This is a genomic window from Sphingomonas sp. STIS6.2 (assembly GCF_000732685.2).
GTDB lineage: Bacteria > Pseudomonadota > Alphaproteobacteria > Sphingomonadales > Sphingomonadaceae > Sphingomonas > Sphingomonas aerolata.
This window is the reverse complement of the sequence record NZ_JPDP02000005.1, coordinates 12219-33277: the sequence shown is the minus strand read 5'-3', so window position 1 is coordinate 33277 and position 21059 is coordinate 12219. Positions and strand designations below refer to the sequence as shown.

At 68.0% G+C, this 21059-nt stretch carries 20 protein-coding genes; 14 read left to right on the top strand and 6 right to left on the bottom strand.

Annotation, left to right across the window (positions count from 1 at the left end):
- Positions 1-85: 85 nt before the first annotated feature.
- Positions 86-1090, bottom strand: coding sequence for an L-threonylcarbamoyladenylate synthase (locus tag sphst_RS00815; RefSeq protein WP_107045025.1), 1005 nt, complete (start codon positions 1088-1090; stop codon positions 86-88).
- 46 nt (positions 1091-1136) lie between these two features.
- Here sphst_RS00815 and sphst_RS00810 point away from each other — a divergent pair, with 46 nt between their 5' ends.
- Together sphst_RS00810 and sphst_RS00805 are read left to right on the top strand one after the other, a co-directional pair.
- The gene (locus tag sphst_RS00810; protein WP_031395879.1) at positions 1137-2849 is read left to right on the top strand and encodes an acyl-CoA dehydrogenase; all 1713 of its coding nucleotides are present in this window, start codon (positions 1137-1139) and stop codon (positions 2847-2849) included.
- A 407-nt stretch (positions 2850-3256) separates the two neighbouring features.
- Positions 3257-4087, top strand: coding sequence for an arylamine N-acetyltransferase family protein (locus tag sphst_RS00805; protein ID WP_107045024.1), 831 nt, complete (start codon positions 3257-3259; stop codon positions 4085-4087).
- Positions 4088-4122: 35 nt separating this feature from the next.
- Here the strand turns inward: sphst_RS00805 and sphst_RS00800 are convergent, their stop codons facing one another.
- Both sphst_RS00800 and sphst_RS00795 read right to left on the bottom strand, forming a co-directional pair.
- The gene (locus sphst_RS00800) at positions 4123-4479 is read right to left on the bottom strand and encodes a GntR family transcriptional regulator (RefSeq protein WP_031394568.1); all 357 of its coding nucleotides are present in this window, start codon (positions 4477-4479) and stop codon (positions 4123-4125) included.
- Between the two features lie 37 nt (positions 4480-4516).
- Entirely contained in the window at positions 4517-5092 is a 576-nt protein-coding gene (locus sphst_RS00795; RefSeq protein WP_031394567.1) for a nitroreductase family protein, read from the bottom strand.
- Between the two features lie 164 nt (positions 5093-5256).
- On the opposite strand from sphst_RS00795, the gene sphst_RS00790 reads away from it, so the two are divergent.
- Positions 5257-7050, top strand: a complete 1794-nt coding sequence (locus sphst_RS00790; protein ID WP_031394566.1) for a peptide MFS transporter — start codon at positions 5257-5259, stop codon at positions 7048-7050.
- Positions 7051-7200: 150 nt separating this feature from the next.
- Here sphst_RS00790 and sphst_RS00785 read toward each other — a convergent pair whose 3' ends face one another.
- Both sphst_RS00785 and sphst_RS00780 read right to left on the bottom strand, forming a co-directional pair.
- Positions 7201-8193, bottom strand: a complete 993-nt coding sequence (locus tag sphst_RS00785) for an aldo/keto reductase (RefSeq protein WP_107045023.1) — start codon at positions 8191-8193, stop codon at positions 7201-7203.
- Positions 8168-9442, bottom strand: coding sequence for a dicarboxylate/amino acid:cation symporter (locus tag sphst_RS00780; protein WP_107045022.1), 1275 nt, complete (start codon positions 9440-9442; stop codon positions 8168-8170). Before sphst_RS00780 ends, sphst_RS00785 begins: the two co-directional genes overlap by 26 nt.
- A gap of 69 nt (positions 9443-9511) precedes the next feature.
- Between sphst_RS00780 and glmM the strand changes: the two genes are divergently transcribed.
- The 7 genes from glmM to sphst_RS00745 all read left to right on the top strand — a co-directional run bounded on the left by glmM (position 9512) and on the right by sphst_RS00745 (position 16284).
- A complete protein-coding gene (gene glmM, locus sphst_RS00775) occupies positions 9512-10852 on the top strand; it encodes a phosphoglucosamine mutase (protein WP_107045021.1) in 1341 nt (446 codons plus the stop codon).
- Positions 10852-11067, top strand: coding sequence for a DUF1272 domain-containing protein (locus tag sphst_RS00770; protein ID WP_031395385.1), 216 nt, complete (start codon positions 10852-10854; stop codon positions 11065-11067). Before glmM ends, sphst_RS00770 begins: the two co-directional genes overlap by 1 nt.
- Positions 11068-11273: 206 nt before the next feature.
- Positions 11274-12134 (top strand): bifunctional hydroxymethylpyrimidine kinase/phosphomethylpyrimidine kinase, encoded by an 861-nt coding sequence (gene thiD, locus sphst_RS00765; protein ID WP_107045020.1) that lies wholly within the window; start codon positions 11274-11276, stop codon positions 12132-12134.
- Positions 12122-12760 carry a ribonuclease HII gene (locus sphst_RS00760; RefSeq protein WP_107045019.1) on the top strand — a complete coding sequence of 213 codons (639 nt, stop codon included), beginning with the start codon at positions 12122-12124 and terminating at the stop codon, positions 12758-12760. Before thiD ends, sphst_RS00760 begins: the two co-directional genes overlap by 13 nt.
- A 177-nt stretch (positions 12761-12937) precedes the next feature.
- Complete coding sequence (locus sphst_RS00755; RefSeq protein WP_056675158.1) at positions 12938-14080, top strand: site-specific DNA-methyltransferase; 1143 nt, start codon at positions 12938-12940, stop codon at positions 14078-14080.
- 156 nt (positions 14081-14236) lie between these two features.
- Positions 14237-15295: a dihydropteroate synthase gene (gene folP, locus sphst_RS00750; RefSeq protein ID WP_107045018.1), complete on the top strand. Its 1059-nt coding sequence runs from the start codon at positions 14237-14239 to the stop codon at positions 15293-15295.
- A 104-nt stretch (positions 15296-15399) separates the two neighbouring features.
- Positions 15400-16284 carry a bestrophin family protein gene (locus sphst_RS00745; RefSeq protein ID WP_031396098.1) on the top strand — a complete coding sequence of 295 codons (885 nt, stop codon included), beginning with the start codon at positions 15400-15402 and terminating at the stop codon, positions 16282-16284.
- Positions 16285-16327: 43 nt separating this feature from the next.
- Here the strand turns inward: sphst_RS00745 and sphst_RS00740 are convergent, their stop codons facing one another.
- Complete coding sequence (locus tag sphst_RS00740; RefSeq protein WP_031396099.1) at positions 16328-17743, bottom strand: sigma-54-dependent transcriptional regulator; 1416 nt, start codon at positions 17741-17743, stop codon at positions 16328-16330.
- Positions 17744-17950: 207 nt separating this feature from the next.
- On the opposite strand from sphst_RS00740, the gene sphst_RS00735 reads away from it, so the two are divergent.
- The 4 genes from sphst_RS00735 (at position 17951) to sphst_RS00720 (ending at position 21024) form a co-directional block, all read left to right on the top strand.
- Positions 17951-18073 (top strand): aa3-type cytochrome c oxidase subunit IV, encoded by a 123-nt coding sequence (locus sphst_RS00735; RefSeq protein ID WP_031396100.1) that lies wholly within the window; start codon positions 17951-17953, stop codon positions 18071-18073.
- Positions 18074-18077: 4 nt separating this feature from the next.
- Positions 18078-19199 (top strand): NAD(P) transhydrogenase subunit alpha, encoded by a 1122-nt coding sequence (locus sphst_RS00730; protein WP_107045017.1) that lies wholly within the window; start codon positions 18078-18080, stop codon positions 19197-19199.
- Between the two features lie 69 nt (positions 19200-19268).
- A complete protein-coding gene (locus sphst_RS00725; protein ID WP_031394789.1) occupies positions 19269-19562 on the top strand; it encodes an NAD(P) transhydrogenase subunit alpha in 294 nt (97 codons plus the stop codon).
- A gap of 28 nt (positions 19563-19590) precedes the next feature.
- Positions 19591-21024 carry an NAD(P)(+) transhydrogenase (Re/Si-specific) subunit beta gene (locus tag sphst_RS00720; RefSeq protein WP_031394790.1) on the top strand — a complete coding sequence of 478 codons (1434 nt, stop codon included), beginning with the start codon at positions 19591-19593 and terminating at the stop codon, positions 21022-21024.
- The last annotated feature ends 35 nt before the right edge of the window (positions 21025-21059 follow it).

The window sequence follows — 21059 nt, the reverse complement described above, 5'->3', positions numbered from 1 at the left end:
TGCCGTTCCCCCGCGGACGCGGGGGTCCAGCTAAATACCGGATGCCAACGCGACTCCTGGACCCCCGCCTGCGCGGGGGAACAGCTTAGCGGTGCGCGGCGCGGCGGAGGCGGTCGTTGATCGCCTCGCCGATGCCTTCGGACGGAATGGGTGCAACGGCGATCCTCGGATGGTCGTTCGCATCGGCAGCGTGGAGCAGGTCGAACAGCTTCGCGGCCGCCTCGACGAGGTTTGCCGAGGTGGAGAGCGATATGTCGCCCGCTACGTCACCAAACCCGATCAGCCACTCTTCGGCCTCGGCATCGAGCGCGTTCAACCGAAGCACCTTGCTCGGCGCATAATGGCTATCAAGCTGCCCGGGCGCCGTAACCGCACGCCCCCCCGGCGAAGGCCGGGGCCCAGTTGGGGGACGGCCATGATCCGCGTCGCCCTCCATTACATCCGACGTCCCATCTGGGCCCCGGCCTCCGCCGGGGAGGTGGTCGAGCAAAGCCGCGCGGGTAACCGGCCCCGGCCGCAGCACCGTCCGCCCCGCCACGATCGTCGACTCGAGCCCCGCCTCGGTCGCGCCATCGTCGAGGATCAGCGGCACGTTCCCCCCGAGACTCGCCGCGACATGCGCCGCCGTCGTTGGCGAGATCCCCCCGCTCGCATTGGCCGACGGTGCCGCGAGCGGCCGCCCCGATGCCGCGATCAGCGCCTGCATCGCGCGGTGCCGCGGCACCCGGATCGCGATCGTGTCGAGCCCCGCGGTCACCAGCGCCGCGATCCCCGAATCGCGGCGCACCGGCAGCACCAGCGTCAGCGGCCCCGGCCAGAACGCCGCGGCCAGCGCGCGCGCATCCGCATCGAACACCGCGATCCGTTCGGCCGCGGCAAGATCCGCGACATGCACGATCAGCGGGTTGAAGCTCGGCCGCCCCTTGGCGGCGTAGATCCCCGCCACCGCCGCCGCGTCGGTCGCGTCCGCGGCGAGTCCGTAGACCGTCTCGGTCGGCACCGCGACGAGTCCGCCGGCGCGAATCATCGCCGCCGCCTGCGCGACCGCCGCGGTGCCGTAGGGTAAAATCAGGGGGTGTGGACGCGTCATTCTGAAGGCCTATAGCGGGCGCAAAGCATAGCGATAAGAGGATGCCATGGCCTTCACCCCAGCAACCACCGAACAGCGTTTCGTGCTCGATCACGTCGTGCGGATCGGCGAACTCGCCGCCACCGACCGGTTCGCCGCCGCCAGCGACGACGTCGTCGACGCGGTGCTCGAAGGCGTGGGACAGTTCGCCGCGGGCGAATGGGCGCCGCTCAATCGCGCAGGGGACACCGTCGGCGCGAAATGGACCCCCGACGGCGTCGTCATGCCCGACGGTTTCGCGCAGGCATACAAGGACTATGTCGAGGGCGGATGGGGGACGATCGGCGTCGAGGAGGAATGGGGCGGGCAGGGCCTGCCCTTTGCGATCCAGACCGCGGTGCTCGATACATTGGGCTCGGCGAACATGGGCTTCGCGCTCTGCCCGACGCTGACCGTCGGCGCGATCGAGGCGCTCGCGCATCACGGCAGCCCGGAGCAGCAGGCGCTCTACCTCCCGCATCTTGCGACCGGCGAATGGACCGGCACGATGAACCTGACCGAGCCGCAGGCCGGCTCCGACGTCGGCGCGCTGCGCGCCACCGCGACGCCGCTGGGTGACGGCAAATGGTCGATCAAGGGCACCAAGATCTATATCTCGTTCGGCGATCACGACATGGCGCCGAACATCGTCCACCTCGTCCTCGCGCGGACACCCGGCGCGCCCGCGGGCACCAAGGGCATCTCGCTCTTCCTCGTGCCGAAATACCGTCTGAACGAAGACGGCACGCCCGGCGACTTCAACGACGTCCGCGTCGTCTCGATCGAGCACAAGATGGGGCTTCACGCCTCGCCGACCTGCGTGCTGAGCTTCGGCGATAATGACGACTGCGTCGGCGAGCTGATCGGTGCGGAACTCGGCGGCATCCGTGCGATGTTCACGATGATGAACAACGCGCGGCTCAATGTCGGGCTTCAGGGCGTCCAGGTCGCCGAGGGCGCGACTCAGGGCGCGGTCGCCTATGCGCTCGACCGGGTCCAGTCGGCGCGTGCGGGCTCGCCGAACAAGGAGTCGGTCAAGATCGTCGAGCATCCCGACGTCCGCCGCATGCTGCTGCGGATGAAGGCGCAGACCCAGGCGGCGCGCGCGCTCGTCTATTATGCCGCCGGGCAGGTCGACCGCGCCAATATGGGCGACGCCGCGGCGCGCAACCGCCTCGAACTCGTCACCCCGCTGGCCAAGGCGCACGGCACCGACATCGGCAACGAGGTCGCCTCGCTCGGCATCCAGGTGCACGGCGGCATGGGCTATGTCGAGGAAACCGGTGCCGCGCAGTATTTCCGCGATGCGCGCATCACGCCGATCTACGAAGGCACCAACGGCATCCAGGCCGCGGATCTGGTCGGCCGCAAGCTCGCGCTCGATAATGGCGGCGCGTTCGCCACGCTGATCGCCGACATTCGTGCGGAATCGAAGGACGAACGGCTGCTCGCGCTCGTCGACGCCTGCGACGCGATCGGCCGCCGCCTCGCCACCGCGGACGCCGACGACAAGCTCGCCGCGAGCTACCCCTTCCTGACGATGCTGTCGGTCGCGACCTGCGGCTGGCTGATGGAACGCCAGGGTACGGTCGCCGGCACCGACGACTTCGGACGGATGAAGGCGGCGTCGGTGCGCTTCTACCTCGAGCAGGTCGTCCCCGAAGCCATGGGCCTCGTCGCCGCCGCCAGCGCCAGCGCCGCGGTGCTCTACGCGATCGAACCGGCGCTGTTCGCGGCGTAAGCCCCCCTCCCGTCATCCTGACGAAAGTCAGGATCCAGAGCCACGCATGCGGGCGTCCGTGGCTCTGGATCCTGGGTCGAGCCCAGGATGACGGAGGGGGCTGGTGCGCACACCCTGCTTAAGTCCGCCCCCCTCCCGTTCGCCCTGAGCACTCGAAGGGCCGCCCCAACCCAGGTGCTTCGACTTCGCTCAGCACGAACGGCGGGGGCGAGGGGCGGCGGCGGGGGATGTATGCGCGCGGCGGCGGGGGACGTATGCACGCGGCGGCGGGGGACGTACGTACGCGCGGCGCACGCCCGCCCCAGAACCGCGGTCATGCCCCCCAACAACCCGCACCCGCCCTTCGGCACTCGACGGCCGCGCCACACGCACGGTATGGGCAAACCCAAACGAGGACCCCCCGACCGATGTTCGATCTCGACGCTTACCTGACCCGTGTCGCCATGCCCGCGCGGCCCACGCTCGATTCGATCGGCCTCGGCCGGTTGCAGTTGGCGCACCGGCTCGCCATCCCGTTCGAGGATCTCGACGTCGTGCTCGGCCGCGGCATCGCGATCGACAGCGCCTCGGTGTTCGCCAAGCTCGTCACCGCGCGCCGCGGCGGCTATTGCTTCGAGCATAACCGGCTGTTTCTCGATGCGCTCGCCGAACTGGGCTTTGCCGCCCGCCCGGTGCTGGCGCGCGTCTGGATCGCCGCGACCGAAGTGCCGCCGCTCACGCACACCTTCGCGCTCGTGACGATCGACGGGCAGGCCTGGATCGCCGACACCGGCTTCGGCGGCAGCTACACCCCCGTGCTCCCGCTCGCGGACGGGGCCGAGGCGACCGCGCCCGATGGCGCGCGCTTCCGGCTCGAGGCGACCAGCCGGGATCACGGCGAACAGGGCTGGATGCTGCTGCGCGACGGAGATCCGATGACCACCGACGGACGCGGCGCGACCGGCGGGTTCCAGCCGCAATATAGCTTCACGCTCGCCGAGGTGTTCGACGCCGATCTGCTGCTCGGCAATCACTGGACGTCGACCGCCCCCGCAAGCCGCTTCACCCAGACCGCGATCGCCAGCATCGTCCTGCCCAACGGTTTCGCGTCGCTGATGGGGCGCACCTATCGCCGGCGGTCGGGCACTGACACGGCGGCGGGTGAGATCACCGACCCGCGCGTCTACCGGATCCGCATGAGCCTGTTGTTCGGGATCGACCTGAGCGTCGAGGACATCGCGGCGCTGAAGCTGTTCTGAGTCACCCGCCGCGCGGGATCACCCCGCGGGGCGGCTCAGGCCCGCTCGTGCGCCAGCAGGTCGCGGGCGTCGAGACCGAGCAGGTCGATATGCCCGAGGATGCGCGGCCAGTGCGTGGTGACGAACGTCTCGCGTTCCGCCACGCGCAACGCCTCCGCGGCCCCCGGCAGGACGAACATGCCGACGCCGCGCCGGACCTCGACATAGCCGTCGTCCTGGAACGTCTGATAGGCCTTGGCGACGGTCAGCGGGTTGGCGCCATGCTCGGCGGCAAAGGCACGGACCGAGGGCAGCTGGTCGCCCGCGCGATAATCGCCGCGTAATATCCCGGCAGCGATCGTGGCGCGGAGGCGGAGATATACGGGGCTGTCTTCGCTGCTGAGCGCTGTCATGCTGCCTTAATACAGCAATTGGCCATTTCGTCGAGTCCTAGGGCCGCCAGCGCGAGACGACACGTTCCATATCGGGGCGGGGCCGTTCGTCGAGCGGCCGCGACGGCGTGCCGACGAATAGGAACCCGGCGATCCGCTCATGGCCCTCGCCGAACGCATCGCGCACCGTGTCCGAATAGCTCGGCCAGCCGGTCAGCCAGCCGCCTGCAAAGCCCAGCGCATGCACCGCGTGGAGCAGGTTCATGCACGCCGCCCCGGTCGACAATTCCTGTTCGAACACGGGAATGTGGCTCGGCTTGGGTGACGACAGCACGACGACCAGCGCCGGGGCCTGATGCGCGAACTGGTCGAGCGCCTCGATCTCGGTCCGCGACGCGGTCGGCCGCTCGACGCGGTACGCATCGATGATCAGCGCGGCGAGCGCGGTGCGCTGGTCCTGGCCGACCACCACGAAGCGCCACGGCGCCAGCTTGCCATGATCGGGGGTGCGCGCCGCGATCGCCAGGATCTGCGCGAGCTGGTCGGCATCGGGACCGGGTGCGACAAGGTCGCGCGGCTTGCCCGAACGGCGGGTCGCGAGCAGCGAAAGCGGGCTGGAAGTGTCGTTGAACATCGCCCCGCAGATAGGCACGGGGCGCGGCAATTTACAGCCGCATCCGCGATTTAGCAGCCGGTCCCGCGGCCACCGATATTTACAGTCCCGGCTTTGCCGCTAGGTAAGGCCGCAATGAAGCCGCCGCGTTCGACGGCGGCCCAGCGTTTCAGGGAGCGTAATAGATGGTGGACACCCCGACCGCGGATACGCCGCGAGAGCCGGATATCACCCATGTGAACCCCGCCAGCGGGGAGACGTGGTTCGGCCATCCCCGCCAGCTCGCGCGACTGTTCACCACCGAAATGTGGGAGCGTTTCGGTTATTACGGCATGCGTGCGCTGCTCACGCTGTACCTCACCAAGCATTTCGTGTTCGGCGACCGCGAGGCGACCGGGCTGTACGGCGGCTACACTGCGCTGGTGTATCTGACGCCGCTGGTCGGCGGCTATCTCGCGGACCAGTATCTCGGCTCGAAGCGCGCGGTGAAGTTCGGCGCGATCATCATGGCGATGGGCTATCTGCTGCTTTGCTTCGGCGGCGAGACCGCCAAGCCCTATGCGACCATCGCCAACCAGCGCTACGAAATCCAGGTCGTCGAGCAGGCCGACAGCGAAGTCCGCTACCTCGTCGACGGCGCGAACACGCTGAAGATAAAGGGCAATGACGACGGCACCGTCTCGCTGCTCGCCGCCGACGGCGCGGTCGCGCGCACGGTCGAGAAGGGCGGCTTTGAATCGGGCGCGGAACGCAGCAGCTTCTACGTCACGATCATGCTGCTCGCACTCTGCATGATCTCGGTCGGCAACGGCTTCTTCAAGCCCAACATCTCGACGATGGTTGGCGAGCTTTACGCGCAGGGCGACAAGCGCCGCGATGCCGGGTTCACGATCTTCTACATGGGGATCAACCTCGGTTCGCTGTTCTCGCAGCTGCTCTGCCCGTTCCTCGCGGTCGCGTTCGGCTGGTGGGCCGGCTTCGGGCTCGCGGCGATCGGCATGCTGTTCTCGTGGACGCTGATCCAGTTCGATGGCGGCAAACTGAACGGCTACGGCGAGCCGCCGGTGCGCAGCGGCCCCGATCGCGCGCTCGGCATCTATGCGCTCGCGCTGCTCGGCATCCCGATCTTCTACCTGCTGTTCGTCAACCTGATGAACGCGGAGCCGCCGGTGCCGGGGTCCGGGATCATCGGCTACATCGTCTCGCTGTCGCTGATGGGCAAATTGCTGTTCGGCACGTTCCTGGTCGCGGTGCCGGGCATCCTGATCTGGTCGTTCGTCAATGGCGAGCGGCGCGAGTTCCAGATGATGCTCGCGGCGATGGTGCTGATCGTCTTCAACGTCGTGTTCTGGACGCTGTTCGAGCAGGCGGGCTCGAGCCTCACGCTGTTTGCGGACCGCAACACCGATCTCAGCGTGTTCGGCCTGTTCAGCATCTCGGCCGGGCAGACCCAGTTCTTCAACGCGTTCTTCATCGTCGCGCTCGCGCCGGTGATGTCGATCCTGTGGACCAAGCTTGCCGCCCGGGGCATCGAGCCGTCGATCCCGGTCAAGTTCGGCATCGCGTTGATCGGCGTCGGCGTCGGCTTCCTGTTCCTCGTCTGGGGCGCGAGCATGGTCGGGCCGACGTTCAAGGTCGCGATCTGGTGGCTGGCCGGGCTCTACTTCATCCACTCGTTCGCCGAGCTCTGCATCTCGCCGGTCGGGCTCAGCATGATCACCAAGCTGTCGATCGCGCGCGTCGTCGGGCTGATGATGGGCGTCTGGTTCCTGTCGATCTCGGTCGCGCAATATGTCGCGGGCATCGTCGCACAGGTTGCGAGCGTTGAGACGGTCGGTGGGCAGGTGACCAATCTCAAGGTCAGCCTCGACACCTATGCCGGCGTTTTCTGGACGATCGGGCTGGTCTCGGCGGGGATCGGCGTGCTGCTGCTGCTGATCTCGCCGCTGATCAAGAAGTGGATGCACGGGGTCCAGTAAGGCCGCTGGACCGCCGGCAAATCATTCCCTCAATCCGTCATCCCCGCGAAGGCGGGGATCCAGACACTCTGCGGTTCGTGATAGACCACGGCTTGGCAGTCTGGATCCCCGCCTGCGCGGGGATGACGGTTATGCGAGGGTAGGACCCGGTCAGATCCGCGTCATTGACAGCGCCTTCTCCCCATAGCGCGGCCCGGCCGTCCCACCCTTGGGAGCCGCCGCATCAAGCTTCGCCAGATCGTCCGCCGACAGCGTGACCTCGGCCGCCTTCATGCTGTCCTCCAGCGTGACGCGACGCTTCGACCCCGGGATCGGTACGATGTCGTCACCCTGCGCCAGCAGCCACGCCAGCGCGACCTGCGCCGGACTCGCCCCATGCGTATCGGCGATACCCTTCACCACCGCGACCATCTCCATGTTCTTGGCGAAGTTTGCGTCCGAATAGCGCGGGTCGTTGCGGCGGTAATCGCCCTCGGGCAGGTCCGAGCGCGCGGTGATCTGCCCGGTCAGGAACCCGCGCCCCAGCGGCGAATAGGGCACGAACCCGATCCCCAGCTCGCGACACAGCGGCAGGATCTCGTCCTCGACCCCGCGCTCCCACAGCGAATATTCGCTCTGCAGCGCCGCGATCGGATGCGTCGCCGCAGCGCGCCGGATCGTGTCGAGCCCGGCTTCCGACAGCCCCAGATGCCGCACCTTGCCCTCGCGGACCAGCTCCGCCATCGCGCCCACCGTCTCCTCGATCGGCACGCCCGGATCGACGCGGTGCTGGTAGAGCAGGTCGATCGTCTCGACGCCGAGCCGCTTCAGCGACCCCTCGCACGCACGCCGGACATTGGCGGGGGTGCTGTCGACGCCGGTCATGCCGTTCTCGTCATAGCGGAAGCCGAACTTGGTCGCGATCACGACGCCGTCGCGCTTGCCCCGGATCGCCTTGCCGAGCAGCTCCTCGTTGATCAGCGGACCATAGATTTCGGCGGTGTCGAACAGCGTCACGCCCAACTCGATCGCGCGGTGGATCGTCGCGATGCTCTCGTCGGCGGGGGCGCTGCCGTACATGTCCTTGCCGACCCCGGCCATCGGCATGCAGCCGAGGCCAAGCGCGGAAACCTCGAAATCAGGGCCGAGCGTGCGATACTTCATGCGGAATCTCCTCGGCGCCGCCGCCGTGATCGGACCGCGCCGCGACGGAGATAGTGACGGCGGTGTCCATCGTCACGTTCCCGACGGTGCGAAACAGGTCGGGAATGGTCTCCACCGCGATGAGCAGGCCGAGCACCTCGAGCGGGATGCCCATCGCCAGCGCGACCGGCGCGACCGAGGCGACGAAGCTGATCGTGCCGGGCAGCGAGATCGATCCCATCGTCGTGATCGCCGCGGTCGCGACGCCCGCGGCCATCTGTCCCGGCCCGATCGGCAGCCCCAGCCAGTGCGCGACATAGAGCGCGACCGCGAGGTTCATCGCCGGGCTGGTCGCGCGGAACACCGCGACCGACAGCGGCAGGACGATCCCGGCGGTGGCGGGCGACGCGCCGAGCTCGGTCGAGGCCTTCAGCATCGCCGGCAACGAGGCGAGTGACGACTGGGTGCTGATCGCCACCGCCTGCGCCGGCGCGACCGCGCGCGCGAACCGGCCCAGGCTGGCCCGGCCGCCGATCATGCCGATCGGATAGGCGCTCAGCAGGACGATGAAGCCGATCGCCGAGACGCAGACGATATAGTGCAGCAGCGCGCCGAACGCCGCCGTCCCGGTGCGCGCACCGACCCCGTAGGCGAGCGCGAAGATGCCGATCGGCGCGAGTTTCAGCACCCATTTGATGATGATCAGCAACGCGTCGACGACCGCCTGGAAGAAGCCGGTCAGCACGCGGCGGCGATCGTCGGGCAGTTTCGTCACGGCGAACGCGAACGTCAGCGCGAAGACGGTGAGCGGCAGGAACGAATCGCTCGATGCCGCGGCGACGATGTTGGTCGGCACGATCGTGTCGAAGAACGCGCCGATCCCCGGCACCGGCCCGACCGGGGCGGCACCGGTCAGCGCGGCGCGCAGCGCGGCGCCGAGCCCGCGTGGCAGCGGGAAGGCATCGAGGATCAACGGCATGACCAGCGCGGACATGATCGTCGAACTCCACAGGATGACGACGATCATCACCATCGCCCGCATCGTGATCCGCCCGGCGCGTGCCGCCTCGGTCGTCGCGCCGATGCCGGTGACGAGCAGCCCGACGACGAGCGGCACGATCACCATCTGCAACCCGTGCAGCCAGGCCGCGCCGATCGGCTGGGTCACCGCCGTCGCCGCGAGCGCGTGGGCCGGCGACCAGGCGGCCGCGGCGATGCCGATCCCGATGCCGCCGAACAGCGCTGCGAGTATCCGTGTAGTCTGCGACATGCTCGCCCTTCGTGTTCCACCGCGCTATCAGCGATGCCAGAGAGCGATACCGGACGGAAAGCATTGACGATGGCAAGGAAATATTTCGGCACCGACGGCATTCGCGGTGCCACCAACGCATCGCCGATGACCGCGGAGATGGCGATGAAGGTCGGCATGGCGGCGGGCGCCTATTTCCTGCGCGGCGATCACCGGCACCGCGTCGTGATCGGCAAGGACACGCGGCTGTCGGGCTATATGCTCGAATCCGCGCTCGTTGCGGGCTTTACCAGCGTCGGCATGGACGTGGTGATGGTCGGGCCGATGCCGACGCCTGCGGTCGCGATGCTGACCCAGTCGATGCGCGCGGATATCGGCGTGATGATCTCCGCCAGCCACAACCCCTATGCCGATAACGGGATCAAGCTGTTCGGCCCCGACGGCTTCAAGCTGTCCGACGAGGCCGAGACCGCGATCGAGGCGCTGATCGACGGCGACGTGCCGCTGGTCGCGTCGAGCAAGATCGGCCGCGCGCGCCGGATCGACGATGCGCAGGGGCGCTACATCCATTTCGCCAAGTCGACCTTCCCGGAAACCCTGCGGCTCGACGGCATGCGGATCGTGCTCGATTGCGCGAATGGCGCCGCCTACAAGGTCGCCCCCTCGGCGCTGTGGGAACTCGGCGCGGACGTCGTCGCGATCGGCGTCACGCCCGACGGCACCAACATCAACGACGGCGTCGGCTCGACCGCACCGCAGGCGCTTGCCGAGACGGTCGTCGCGAGCGGCGCGGATATCGGCATCGCGCTCGACGGTGACGCCGACCGGCTGATCGTCGTCGACGAGACCGGCACGATCGTCGACGGCGATCAGCTGATGGCGACGATCGCGGCAAGCTGGGCGCGGCAGGGGCGGCTCAAGGGCGGCGGCCTCGTCGCCACCGTGATGTCCAATCTCGGCCTCGAACGCCATCTCGCCGCGCAGGGGCTCGGGCTGGTCCGCACCCAGGTCGGCGATCGCCACGTGCTCGAAAAGATGCGCTCCAGCGGCTATAATGTCGGCGGCGAGCAGTCGGGGCACATCATCCTCAGCGACTATGCCACGACCGGCGACGGCCTGGTCGCAGCCCTCCAGATCCTCGCCGAGGTCAAGCGCTCGGGCGCGCGCGCGGGCGAGGTGCTCCACCGGTTCGAACCCTTGCCGCAACTGTTGAAGAACGTCCGGTTCGGCGGCGGCAAGCCGCTCGACGACGAGGCGGTGAAAGCGGTGATCGCGCAGGCCGAGGCCGAACTCGCCGGCAAGGGGCGGCTGGTCATCCGCCCGTCGGGCACCGAACCCGTGATCCGCGTGATGGCCGAGGGCGACGATCCGGGTCAGGTCGGGCGCGTCGTCGACCGGATCTGCGACGCCGTCCGCAAGGCGGCCGCCTGATGCTCGAGATGCGCCCCGCCTGCGAACGCTGCGCCGCCGAGCTTCCCGCCGACGCGCCCGGCGCGTTCATCTGCTCGTACGAATGCACCTTCTGCGCCTCCTGCGCCGACGCGCTCGACGAGCGCTGTCCCAATTGCGGCGGCGAACTCCTCGACCGCCCGACCCGGTTCGGCGATGCCCCGCCACAGAGACCGGCTTCGGGCCGGCGGCACTAACCACCTCTCCAAACCTCTACCACCCCGGCGAAGGCCGGGGCCCAGTTGCCAAGGTCGCAGTAACGAAGCGCTGCGCTCAACCAGCACCGTTCCCCAACTGGGCCCCGGCCTCCGCCGGGGAGGTGGCGAGGGCATGGCCCTGTCCCGCACCGCACCGACTATGCCATAGCCCGACCCATGACCTCCAACCCCGCCCGGCACCGTCAATGATCGCGAGACTCCTCATCATCGCCGGCTCCGATTCAGGCGGCGGCGCCGGCATCCAGGCGGACATCAAGACCGTCACGATGCTCGGTGGCCACGCGATGACCGCCATCACCGCGATCACCGCGCAGAACACGCTCGGCGTACAGGCGGTCCACCCGGTGCCCACCGACATCGTCCTCGCGCAGATCGCCTCGGTCGTATCCGACATCGGCGTCGACGCGGTGAAGATCGGCATGATCGGCTCGGCAGAAACCGCCAACGCCGTCGCCGACCGCCTGACCACCCTGTTCTCCCGCGAAGGCGGGAGCCCAGACTGGACTCCCGCCTTCGCGGGAGAACAAGGCGGCGAGGACCGTCGCCTCGCCAGACACATCCCGATCATCTTCGACCCGGTCATGATCGCCAGCAGCGGCTCGGTGCTCGCCGACCCCGACACGATCGCCGCCTTCGCCCGCCTCATGCGGATCGCCACGCTCGTCACCCCCAACCTCCCCGAACTCGCAGCGCTCGGCGGTGAGGCGGCGGTACGCGCACTCGGGCCCGCCCTGCTCGTCAAGGGCGGCCACGCCGAAGGCCCGCGCGTCACCGACCGCCTCGTCACCGACGCCGGCGAAACCCTCTGGACCAACCCCCGCATCGAAACCCGTCACGCACACGGCACCGGCTGCACGCTCGCCAGCGGCATCGCCACCGGGCTCGGCCAGGGCATGCCGCTCGACGCGGCCATCGCGCGCGCGATCGCGTTCGTCCGCGCCGCGCTTGCGCAGCCGCCGGGGCTTGGCGCAGGGCACGGGCCGATGGGGCACGCGCTCGGCGTCAGCCCGTTCGACCAGCTGAAAGACCGCACATGCCCGGCATGAAACATGAAAAGCTCTGCGTCGGCCCCGTCGCCGGCGTTGACGAGGCCGGTCGCGGTCCGCTTGCCGGCCCGGTCGTCGCCGCCGCGGTGATCCTGCCGTCCAAGGGCGTGCCCCGCGGCATCGACGATTCGAAGAAGCTCTCCGCCTCGGAACGCGAACGGCTCTGCGCGCGGCTCAAGGGCTGCGCGATCGTCGGTATCGGCATCGTCGAGCCCGACGAGATCGACACGCTCAACATCTACTGGGCGACGATGAAGGCGATGACGCTCGCGGTCGACGCGCTCGCCACCGAGCTCGGCCACGCGCCCGGCCACGTGCTGGTCGACGGCAACCGCCTGCCGCGCTGGAGCTACCCCGCCACCCCGCTGGTCGGGGGCGATGCGAAATCGCTGTCGATCGCCGCCGCCTCGATCGTCGCCAAGCACACGCGCGACCTGATCATGATCGCCGCCGCCGACGTCCACCCCGAATATAACTGGCATTCGAACAAGGGCTATGGCTGCGCGCACCACATGAAGGCGCTGCGCGATCATGGCCCCACACCGATTCATCGCCGCAGTTTCGCCCCCGTCGCGGCGGCCTATCGGACGCGCGAGGGCCTTTTCGCGAAGGAAACGACGAGCTGAGTCTTTCGCGCCACACCCCAAGGGCTTGAGGCGCGAGTCTGTCACGACTCAACATCTGGGCGACGGCGACTCGTTTGGTCGCACCGACGGATTCGCGCCCGCGCGCCGTTCATCAAACTCTGCTTGACGGAGTCGGACAATTCCGCAGCTATGGGGGTCGACAAGGGGCGCAAAAACATGGGTTTGATCGACACGATCGCGCGGCCGCGCGCGGTAAAGAAGGTAGCGGCGCCGGCGGTGCAGCCCGCGCTGCCGCTCGACCAGATCCTGCGCGGCGATTGTATCGAGCGCATGAAGGCGCTGCCGTCGAACTCGATCGACATGATCTTCGCCGATCCGCCCTACAATCTCCAGCTCGGCGGCGAGCTCTATCGCCCCGATGGCAGCCATGTCGACGCGGTCACCGACGAGTGGGACAAGTTCGACACCTTCGCCGCCTATGACCGCTTCACCCGCGCCTGGCTGAAGGAGGCGCGCCGGATCCTCAAGGACGATGGCAGCATCTGGGTCATCGGCAGCTATCACAACATCTTCCGCGTCGGCGCGGCGGTGCAGGATCTCGGCTACTGGATCCTCAACGACATCGTCTGGCGCAAGACCAACCCGATGCCCAATTTCCGCGGCACCCGCTTCACCAACGCGCACGAGACGCTGATCTGGGCGTCGAAGGGCGAGAAGGCGAAATACACCTTCAACTACCGCGCGATGAAGACGCTCAACGACGAGCTGCAGATGCGCAGCGACTGGGAATTCCCGATCTGCGGCGGCCCCGAGCGGTTGAAGAAGAACGGCACCAAGGTCCATCCGACGCAGAAGCCCGAGGCGCTGCTCTACCGGATCCTGCTCGCCTGCACCAAGCCCGGCGACGTCGTGCTCGACCCGTTCTTCGGCACCGGCACGACCGGCGCGGTCGCCAAGCGGCTTGGCCGCAGCTGGATCGGGATCGACCGCGAGGGCGAGTATATCGAGGCGGCGCAGGAGCGGATCGAGGCCGCGCTGCCGCTCGACGAATCCGCGCTCGCGACGATGATGAGCCCGCGCGCACAGCCCAAGGTCGCGTTCGGCGTGCTCGTCGAGAATGCCTATCTCGCGCCCGGCACGGTGCTGACCGACGGCAAGCGCCGCTGGCGCGCGACGATCCGCGCGGACGGCTCGCTGCTCAGCGATTGCGGCACGATCGGCTCGATCCACAAGCTCGGCTCGACGCTCCAGAACGCGCCCGCCTGCAATGGCTGGAGCTTCTGGCATTATGAGAGCGACAAGGGGCTGAAGCCGATCGACGATCTCCGCCAGACCTATCTGCTGGCGACGACGGTCTAGCGAATTGCCGTTCGTGCCGAGTAGCTACCGAGCGTAGTCGAGGGCTCGTATCGAGGTACATGTCCCTCGATACGGCATCTCGACGTGCTCGATGCCTATACGGGACGAACGGGATTAGCCGTTTGAACGGCATGCGGATTTGGGGAAAAGGGGGGCATGACCAGCCTCCACCTCCGCCCCGTCCAGTTCGTCGACACCCCGATCGGTCATCCCGACGGCAGCGTCGCGCGGCTCGCGGGCGGGATGCAGTGGTTCGCCGCCTATGAGGTGATCGAGCGCGGCACCCGTCGCACGATCCCGGTCGCCGACGTCGCGACTTTGGGCGACCGTGCGGCGCATCGCCACGCCATGATCACCGCGCCGCGCGCGCCGCTCCAGCTCGGCGACCGTGTGCTGCGCTTCGACCAACCGCTCGTCGCGGCTATTCTCAACGTTACCCCGGACAGCTTCTCCGACGGCGGCAAGCATGTCGACGACCCCGCCGCCGCTGCGGCCGCCGGGATCGACATGGCCGCGGCGGGCGCGACGATGATCGACGTCGGCGGCGAATCGACTCGCCCCGGCGCGGCGGCGGTCTGGGAAGGCGACGAGATCGCCCGGCTCGTCCCCGTCGTCGAGCGGCTCGCCCGCGCCGGCGCGATCGTCTCGGTCGACACGCGCAAGGCCGGCGTGATGGCGGCGACGCTCGCCGCCGGCGCGCATATCGTCAACGACGTCGCCGCCCTGCTGTGGGACGACCGCGCGCTCGAGGTCGTCGCGGCCAGCGGCTGTCCGGTCGTGCTGATGCATTCGCCCGACCCCCGCGAGGGTGGCCACGGGCGGACCGGCTACGCAAACGTCGTCACCGACGTGTTCGACTGGCTCGAGGCGCGGATCGCCGCGGTCGTCGCGGGCGGGGTCGATCGCACGCGGATCATCGTCGATCCCGGCATCGGCTTCGGCAAGACGCTTGCCGACAATCTCGCGCTGCTCAACGGCCTCGCGATGTTTCACGGGCTTGGCTGTCCGATCCTGCTCGGGGCGAGCCGCAAGCGGCTGATCGGCGCACTGTCGAACGAGGCCCCGGTCGGCGACCGGCTCGCCGGATCGCTCGCGCTCGCGCTCAAGGGCGTCGAGGCGGGCGTCCAGATCCTGCGCGTCCACGACGTCGCCGAGACCGTTCAGGCGCTGCGTGTCTGGCGCGGGATGCGTGACCTCGCACTTGTCGGTGGCTGACCCGGCCCCGATCTTCTGGTCACATGTTCGGGGCGGAATATCGCCGCATTGCAGCGAAATGCGCGATCGCGCATTAGACAAGGCGTCAGCAAGGAGCCTTTCGTTTGATCGTTACCGCAACACCGCGCCTCAGCCAGATCCTCAGCGAAGTCTGGCGCCCGTTGCTCGGGCTCTTTGTCTGGGACGTCGTGGTAACCATCACCTATTATGTCCTGCCCTTTCACGCGCCGTCGCTGCCGCTGACGCTGTTCGGCACCGCGCTCGCGCTGTTCCTCGGCTTTCGCGACAATTCCGCCTATCAGCGCTGGTGGGAAAGCCGCGGCCTCTGGGGGCTGATGACCAACGCCTCGCGCAGCCTTGCCCGCATGACGCGCAACCTGCTCCCCGAACCCGAAGGCCATGATCTCAAGCGGACGATCGTCTTGCGCCAGATCGCCTATGTGAACGCGCTGCGCTGTCAGCTCCGTCGCCAGCCGGTCGCACCCGACGTCCTGCGGTTCCTGTCGGAGGACGAGGCGTCGTTCGCGCTCGCGCGGACCAATCCCGCCAACGGCCTGCTCGACGGCACCGGGCGGCGGATCGACATCGCCCGCCGCAATGGCTGGATCGACACGATCCAGCAGGCGTCGTTCGAACGGCTGCTTGTCGATATCGCCAATGCGCAGGGCGGGATGGAGCGGATCAAGAACACCCCGCTGCCCAATCAGTACCGCTTCTTCCCGACGCTCTTCACCCGGCTGTTCTGCATCCTGCTGCCGATCGGGCTGGTCGAGACGCTCGGCTTCGCAACCCCGATCGGCTCGACGATCGCAGGGCTGATGTTCCTCGCGGTGCTTCAGATCGGCGACGATCTCGTCGATCCGTTCGCGGACACGATCCACGACGTGCCGCTCAACGCGATGTGCCGGACGATCGAGATCGACCTGCTCCAGGCGATCGGCGACGAGGCCCCCGAGCCGCTGAAGCCGGTCAAGGGCGTGCTCTGGTAGGTCGCCGCCTTTCGTCCGGCTCCAGGACAACGTCGCTTAGGGGTCAGGCGACGTTGTCGATCCCGAGTTCGGCGAGCTTGCGGTACAGCGTCGACCGCCCGATCCCGAGCCGCCGCGCGACCTCGGTCATCCGTCCGCGATAATGACCGATGGCGAGCCGGATGAGGTCCGATTCGATCTCTTCCAGCGTGCGCAGATGGCCGTCGGCACTGAACAGCGTCACACCACCGGCACCGGTCGCGGTCGCGGGCTCGGGCCTGCGACGGCTGCCGAGCGCCGCGATTTGCGGAAAATCGGCGCGTGTCAGCGCGTCGCTCTCGCACAGCACCGCGGCGCGGAAGAGCGCATTCTGCATCTGCCGGACATTGCCCGGCCAGTCATATTGGACCAGCAGCGCCAGCGCATCGTCGGTGATCCCAAGCGGACGCAGCCCCGGCTGCTGCGCGATCCGCGCGAGCAGGTGGCGGGCGAGCGCCGGGATGTCGCCGGTTCGCTCGCGCAGCGGCGGGATCGTCACCTGCACCGCGTTCAGCCGGTAATAGAGGTCCTCGCGAAACCGGTCCGCCTCGACCTCGTCGATCAGCGTCGTGTTGCTCGCGGCGATCACCCGGACGTCGACCTGCTGCGGATGCCGCGCACCGAGTGCATGGACGTCGCCCGTATCGAGCAGATGGAGCAGCTTGATCTGCGCGTCGATCGGCATCGCGCCGATCTCGTCGAGGAACAGCGTGCCGCCGTCCGCCTCGCGAAACCGGCCGATCTTGCGCTCGAACGCGCCGGTAAAGGCGCCTTCCTCGTGGCCGAACAGCTCGCTCTCGACCAGATTGGCGGGGATCGCGCCGCAATTGACGCTGATCATCGGGCGTTTGGCACGCGGCGACGCCGCATGGATCGCCTCGGCCACGACCTCCTTGCCGACCCCGCTTTCGCCTTCGAGCAGGATCGCGACGCGGCCGCGCGCGGCCTTGGCGGCGATCGCCAGCGCGGCGCGGAAATCGGGCGACGAGCCGACGATCTCGTCGAAGGCGAGCAGCGCGGGAATCTTCTCGGTCAGCGGGCGCAGCTCGCCCGCGGTCGTGCCGGCGACGACTGCATCGAGCGAGGCGAGCAGCCGGTCGGGCGCGAGCGGCTTGACCAGGAAGTCGGTCGCGCCCGCGCGCATCGCGTTCACCGCATGCTCGACCGATCCGTTCGCGGTCAGCATCAGGATCGGCAGCGCCGGGCGACGATTGCGCAGCTCGGCGATCACCGCCGATGCGTCCTCATGCGGTGCGGAATGGTCGAGGATGATCGCGTCGAGCTGCATCCCGTCCTGCGTGCCGAGCGTGGCGATCGCCATCTCGCCGTCGCTCGCGAACACGGTCCGCCAGCCGCCACGCGACGCCAGTGCGGACACCAGCCGCCGTTGTGCAGGCTCGTTGTCGATCAGTAGTAGCAGGCGCTGCCCGTTGCGCGTCATGGCGAATCCTGTCCCGTTTGCGGACAGTCTTTAGCGTTTTCAGGTAAAGGGCGACTTAAATATCGCTTTGGGGCGGTTGCGATGCGCCCCGACCGTGCCGCCGCGGCTGCACGACGGCACGAAGCCGGGGTTTGGAAGTGCGGGGGTTGAGGCTGGGGCACCGGCCCGATAAGGTCGCTCCGATAACAGAATGGCGAGGGACGGATCATGGCGGACGATGCAAACATCAAGGGTCATGCTGCGACCTATGACAGCGTCATCGGCGTGATGAAGATCGGCGCGATCGCCTGTGCGGTGATCGTCGCGATCGTCATCTGGCTGATTTCCTGATCCGATGAAGATCGCCGTCCTCAAGGAGCAGGTGGACGGCGAGCGGCGGGTTGCCGCGACGCCAGAAACCGTCCGCAAGTTCGTCGCGCTGGGCGCGACGCTCGCGGTCGAGGCGGAGGCCGGCCAGTCCGCGTCGATCGCCGACGCCGCCTATGCCGATGCGGGGGCGAGCGTCACCGACCGGGCAGCGGCGATTTCGGGTGCGGACATCGTGCTCGGCGTGCAGGCGCCCGATCCGGCAACGCTGGCAGGCGCCGCGCCCGGCGCCTGGGTCGTCGCGAGCTTCAATCCCTTTGGCGAGCGCGCCCGGGTCGATGCCTATGCCGCGGCGGGCCTTGAGGCGCTGGCAATGGAGTTCATGCCGCGGATCACGCGCGCGCAGTCGATGGACATCCTCTCCTCGCAGTCGAACCTGTCGGGCTACAAGGCGGTGCTCGACGCCGCGGCCGAATATGGCCGGGCCTTTCCGATGATGATGACCGCCGCGGGGACGATCAGCGCCGCGCGCGTGTTCGTGATGGGGGTCGGCGTCGCCGGGCTTCAGGCGATCGCGACCGCGCGCCGGCTCGGGGCGCAGGTCTCCGCCACCGACGTCCGCGCCGCGACGCGCGAACAGATCCAGTCGCTCGGCGCGAAACCGATCTTCGTCGAAAGCGTCGCCGGGATCGAGGGCGAGGGGACGGGCGGCTATGCGGGCGAGATGAGCCCCGAATATCAGGCCGCGCAGGCCGAACTCGTCTCCGGGCACATCGCCAAGCAGGACATCGTCATCACCACCGCGCTGATCCCCGGCCGCCCCGCGCCGCGGCTGATCTCGGCCGCGCAGGTCGCGAGCATGAAGCCCGGCTCGGTGATCGTCGATCTCGCGGTTGAACAGGGCGGCAATGTCGAGGGTGCCGTCGCGGGCGAGATCGTCGAGGTGAACGGCGTCAGGATCGTCGGCCATCGCAACGTCCCCAGCCGCCTCGCCGCCGACGCCAGTGCATTGTTCAGCCGCAATTTGTTCAACTTTCTCAGTGCCTTCTGGGACAAGGATACGGGGCGGCCGGTGCTCGATGCGGAAATCGGCGACGCGATCCGCCTGACCCGCGACGGCGCGGTCGTCAATCCGCGTTTGCAGCCATGACCCGGCACGATACAAAACCCCGTTTGCGTCTCAACATTCGCAACATTCGCGGGGCTCAGGAGGGCTGAGATGGACTTTATCGCGATCCTGTCGATCTTCGTCATGGCCTGTTTCGTCGGCTATTATGTCGTCTGGTCGGTGACGCCCGCACTCCACACGCCGCTGATGGCGGTGACCAACGCGATTTCCAGCGTGATCATCGTCGGCGCGCTGATCGCGTCCGCCGCAGCGGGATCGCCGGTCGCGAAATATCTCGGGCTGCTCGCGGTCGTGCTGGCGAGCGTCAACATCTTCGGCGGCTTTGCAGTCACCGCGCGGATGCTGGCGATGTACAAGAAAAAGGAACGGCCGGTCGCCAAGTGACCGTCACGGATCCGAGGGGAACTGAGTGATGCATGACGTAGCCGTGAACCCCTGGGTCGCGCTGGCCTATCTCGTCGCCGGCATGTGTTTCATCCTCGCGCTGCGTGGTCTGTCCAGCCCGGCGACGAGCCAGCGCGGCAACCGGTTCGGCATGATCGGCATGACCATCGCGGTCGTCACGACGCTGGTCACGCACCTCAATGCCGGCATCTGGGAGATCGTCGTCGCGATCGGCATCGGTGCCGCGATCGGGCTCGTGACTGCCCGGCGGATCGCGATGACCGCGATGCCGCAGCTCGTCGCTGCGTTCCATTCGCTGGTCGGGCTTGCCGCGGTGCTGGTCGGGGTTGCGGCCTATCTCAACCCGCAGGCATTCGGCATCTCGGACCTGATGATCCCGCTGCTTGGCGATCCGGTCGCGATCATCCGGCCGGTCAGCCGGATCGAGCTGGGGCTGGGCGTCGCGATCGGCGCGATCACCTTCTCGGGCTCGGTCATCGCCTTCCTTAAGCTCAACGGCAACATGGGCGGCAAGCCGATCATGCTGCCCGGGCGCCACGTCATCAACATCGCGCTGCTTGCCGCGATCCTCGGGCTGATCGCCTATTTCGTCACCAATCAGGAGCCCTGGATCTTCTGGACGATCACGGTCTTGAGCTTCGTGATCGGCTTCCTGCTGATCGTGCCGATCGGCGGCGCGGACATGCCGGTGGTCGTCAGCATGCTCAATTCCTATTCGGGCTGGGCGGCCGCGGCGATGGGCTTCACGCTGCACAATACCGCGATGATCATCACCGGTGCGCTGGTCGGCTCGTCGGGCGCGATCCTCAGCTACATCATGTGCCGGGCGATGAACCGCAGCTTCATCAGCGTGATCGCCGGCGGGTTCGGACAGTCCGCCGATGCCGGCGGCCCCGCGACCGCCACCGACCGCCCGTGGAAGCGCGGTTCGGCGGAGGACGCCGCCTTCCTGATGAGCCAGGCCGAACAGGTCGTCATCGTGCCCGGCTACGGCATGGCGGTCGCCCAGGCGCAACACGTCCTGCGCGAGATGGGCGACAAGCTGAAGGCGGAAGGGGTGCGCGTGAAATACGCGATCCACCCCGTCGCCGGGCGCATGCCAGGCCACATGAACGTCCTGCTTGCGGAGGCGAACGTGCCCTATGACGACGTGTTCGAGCTCGAGGACATCAACAGCGAATTCGCGCAGACCGACGTGGCTTTCGTGATCGGCGCGAACGACGTCACCAACCCGGCGGCAAAGACCGACAAATCATCGCCAATCTATGGCATGCCGGTGCTTGACGTCGAGAAGGCGAAGACGGTGCTGTTCATCAAGCGGTCGATGGGCGGGGTCGGCTATGCCGGTGTCGACAACGACTTGTTCTACCGCGACAATACGATGATGCTTCTGGCGGATGCGAAGAAGATGGTCGAAGACATCGTCAAGGCGCTCGACTGACGGCGTCCGCCTGTCCGCCGGATCCGCCGAGAACC

What these genes read in the sequence shown, in the direction of transcription:
- sphst_RS00815 (WP_107045025.1), bottom strand. Translation starts at nt 1,090, where the DNA reads ATGACGCGTCCACACCCCCTGATTTTACCCTACGGCACCGCGGCGGTC.
- sphst_RS00810 (WP_031395879.1), top strand. Translation starts at nt 1,137, where the DNA reads ATGGCCTTCACCCCAGCAACCACCGAACAGCGTTTCGTGCTCGATCAC.
- sphst_RS00805 (WP_107045024.1), top strand. Translation starts at nt 3,257, where the DNA reads ATGTTCGATCTCGACGCTTACCTGACCCGTGTCGCCATGCCCGCGCGG.
- sphst_RS00800 (WP_031394568.1), bottom strand. Translation starts at nt 4,479, where the DNA reads ATGACAGCGCTCAGCAGCGAAGACAGCCCCGTATATCTCCGCCTCCGC.
- sphst_RS00795 (WP_031394567.1), bottom strand. Translation starts at nt 5,092, where the DNA reads ATGTTCAACGACACTTCCAGCCCGCTTTCGCTGCTCGCGACCCGCCGT.
- sphst_RS00790 (WP_031394566.1), top strand. Translation starts at nt 5,257, where the DNA reads ATGGTGGACACCCCGACCGCGGATACGCCGCGAGAGCCGGATATCACC.
- sphst_RS00785 (WP_107045023.1), bottom strand. Translation starts at nt 8,193, where the DNA reads ATGAAGTATCGCACGCTCGGCCCTGATTTCGAGGTTTCCGCGCTTGGC.
- sphst_RS00780 (WP_107045022.1), bottom strand. Translation starts at nt 9,442, where the DNA reads ATGTCGCAGACTACACGGATACTCGCAGCGCTGTTCGGCGGCATCGGG.
- glmM (WP_107045021.1), top strand. Translation starts at nt 9,512, where the DNA reads ATGGCAAGGAAATATTTCGGCACCGACGGCATTCGCGGTGCCACCAAC.
- sphst_RS00770 (WP_031395385.1), top strand. Translation starts at nt 10,852, where the DNA reads ATGCTCGAGATGCGCCCCGCCTGCGAACGCTGCGCCGCCGAGCTTCCC.
- thiD (WP_107045020.1), top strand. Translation starts at nt 11,274, where the DNA reads ATGATCGCGAGACTCCTCATCATCGCCGGCTCCGATTCAGGCGGCGGC.
- sphst_RS00760 (WP_107045019.1), top strand. Translation starts at nt 12,122, where the DNA reads ATGCCCGGCATGAAACATGAAAAGCTCTGCGTCGGCCCCGTCGCCGGC.
- sphst_RS00755 (WP_056675158.1), top strand. Translation starts at nt 12,938, where the DNA reads ATGGGTTTGATCGACACGATCGCGCGGCCGCGCGCGGTAAAGAAGGTA.
- folP (WP_107045018.1), top strand. Translation starts at nt 14,237, where the DNA reads ATGACCAGCCTCCACCTCCGCCCCGTCCAGTTCGTCGACACCCCGATC.
- sphst_RS00740 (WP_031396099.1), bottom strand. Translation starts at nt 17,743, where the DNA reads ATGACGCGCAACGGGCAGCGCCTGCTACTACTGATCGACAACGAGCCT.
- sphst_RS00735 (WP_031396100.1), top strand. Translation starts at nt 17,951, where the DNA reads ATGGCGGACGATGCAAACATCAAGGGTCATGCTGCGACCTATGACAGC.
- sphst_RS00730 (WP_107045017.1), top strand. Translation starts at nt 18,078, where the DNA reads ATGAAGATCGCCGTCCTCAAGGAGCAGGTGGACGGCGAGCGGCGGGTT.
- sphst_RS00725 (WP_031394789.1), top strand. Translation starts at nt 19,269, where the DNA reads ATGGACTTTATCGCGATCCTGTCGATCTTCGTCATGGCCTGTTTCGTC.
- sphst_RS00720 (WP_031394790.1), top strand. Translation starts at nt 19,591, where the DNA reads ATGCATGACGTAGCCGTGAACCCCTGGGTCGCGCTGGCCTATCTCGTC.